Genomic DNA, 1,947 nt, shown 5'->3' with positions numbered 1-1,947 from the left:
GGAGATCCCGGCCCGACGTGGAGGCGCTCGGCCCTGCGGTCCGACGCGAGCGCCGGGGAACGGGCGAGGGCCGCGTTCGCACCCCGCTCGCTCTTCGATCGCGTGCGGAGGGCGCTCGGCGATCGCACCGCGGCCGGGGCGTAGAATCGTCGATCGTGGCCATTCAGCATTCCCCGTTCCGAGTGAACGTGCGCGACCTCGTGAACCGTCCGGGCGAGATGCGCGAGCAGCGCCTCGCGATCCCCGTGGGCGACCCCATGGGCGAGGGACTCGTGTCGGTCCGGGCGGGCTCCGAGCTCGATCTGGCCGTACGCCTGGAGTCCGTGCACGAGGGCGTTCTCGTCACCGCCGAGGTCGACGCGGTGGCCGAGGGGGAGTGCGGCCGATGCCTCATCGACATCGCCCTGCCCGTCGAAGTCGAGTTCCAGGAGCTTTTCGCGTATCATTCTGGAGAAGCTTTCGAGTATGAGGTTCAAGACGACCACGTGGATCTTGAATCGCTCATCCGAGATGCGGTGGTGCTGGCACTGCCGTTCCAGCCGGTGTGCCGGCCGGACTGCCCGGGTCTCGACCCAGAGACCGGGGTCCGACTGGCTGATCATCCGGAACTCGTCACCCCTGAGCAGCGCGACCCGCGATGGGCCGCGCTCGCGGGGTTCGAAGCTTCCGAAGACCAAGGCTCGGATGCCGCATCCGACGCCCCCCAGCAGAGAGATTGAGAGAGAGTCATGGCTGTTCCCAAGAGGAAGAAGTCACGAGCCAACACGCACGCGCGTCGTTCGCAGTGGAAGGCCGAGGTCCCCACGCTCGTCAAGACCGTCGAGAACGGCAAGGTCACCTACAGCCTGCCGCACCGCGCCAAGGTCGTCGAGGACTCCGCGGGCACCCCGCTGTTCCTCGAGTACAAGGGCCGCAAGGTCGCCGACGTCTAGTCGGCCCCGACTCGCCTACCGACCGGTCGTGACGCGCACGGAGCACACGGGGACGGAGTCCACGGCTCCCTCGGAGCATTCACTCGACGAACTGCAGCGTTCGCTGCAGATCGAGGTGGACCCGGCCCTGCTCCAGCTCGCGCTCACGCACCGGTCGTTCGCGTACGAGAACGGCGGCATCCCCACCAACGAGCGCCTCGAGTTCCTCGGCGACTCCATCCTGGGGCAGGCCGTCACGGTCAAGCTGTTCCGCGACCACCCCGACCTCGAGGAGGGCGAGCTCGCCAAGCGGCGCGCCAGCCTCGTGTCGAGTGCCGCGCTCGCCGAGGTCGGTCGCACCATCGGCGTCGGACCCTACGTGCTGCTCGGGCGGGGCGAGACGATGACCGGAGGCGCCGACAAGCCGTCGATCCTCGCCGACACCGTCGAGGCGATCATCGGCGCGGTCTACCTCGACTCGGGCGGCGACGCGGCCACGGCCTTCGTGCTGCGCCTCGTCGGTCCGCTCCTCGACGACCCCGAGCGGTTCGGCGCCGCCATGGACCCCAAGACGAGCCTGCAGGAGATCGCGGCACGCCGCAGCGCCCCGCCGCCCGTCTACACGGTCACGGAGTCGGGGCCCGACCACAACAAGCACTTCATCGCCACCGTCTCGGTCGGCGACCTGGTGCAGGCCACCGGCGAGGGCTCGAGCAAGAAGCAGGCCGAGATGGCCGCCGCACTCGAGGCCTGGACCGAGCTGAACGCCGGCTGACGTGCCCGAGCTGCCCGAGGTCGAGGTGGTCCGCGCCGGCCTCGCACCCGCCGTCACCGGCGCGCTGGTCACGGCCGTCGACGTGCTCGATCCCCGCGCGCTGACCCGTCACGTCGCGGCATCCGGCGACTTCGAGGCGCTCGTCACGGGAGCGCGCATCGCCGCGGCGGTGCGGCGCGGCAAGTTCCTGTGGCTGCCGATCGGACCCGACCGCGCGGTCGTCGGCCACCTCGGCATGAGCCGGCAGCTGCTGCTGCGCAC

At 70.3% G+C, this 1,947-nt stretch carries 4 protein-coding genes; all 4 read left to right on the top strand.

Features of this window, described 5'->3' with window-relative positions:
* Window positions 1–218: 218 nt before the first annotated feature.
* Window positions 219–719 (top strand): YceD family protein, encoded by a 501-nt coding sequence (locus GH736_RS22020; RefSeq protein WP_159607086.1) that lies wholly within the window; start codon window positions 219–221, stop codon window positions 717–719.
* Between the two features lie 9 nt (window positions 720–728).
* Window positions 729–932: a 50S ribosomal protein L32 gene (rpmF, locus tag GH736_RS22015; RefSeq protein WP_022887809.1), complete on the top strand. Its 204-nt coding sequence runs from the start codon at window positions 729–731 to the stop codon at window positions 930–932.
* A gap of 91 nt (window positions 933–1,023) precedes the next feature.
* Complete coding sequence (gene rnc / locus GH736_RS22010; protein ID WP_235934632.1) at window positions 1,024–1,686, top strand: ribonuclease III; 663 nt, start codon at window positions 1,024–1,026, stop codon at window positions 1,684–1,686.
* Between the two features lies 1 nt (window position 1,687).
* Window positions 1,688–1,947: DNA-formamidopyrimidine glycosylase family protein (locus GH736_RS22005; RefSeq protein WP_328596946.1), on the top strand; the 260-nt coding region annotated here is incomplete at its 3' end.

The sequence above is a fragment of the Agromyces humi genome (assembly GCF_009720255.1).
Lineage (GTDB): Bacteria > Actinomycetota > Actinomycetes > Actinomycetales > Microbacteriaceae > Agromyces > Agromyces humi.
The sequence above is the reverse complement of the archived record's forward strand: the minus strand, read 5'-3'. Positions and strand labels throughout refer to the sequence as shown.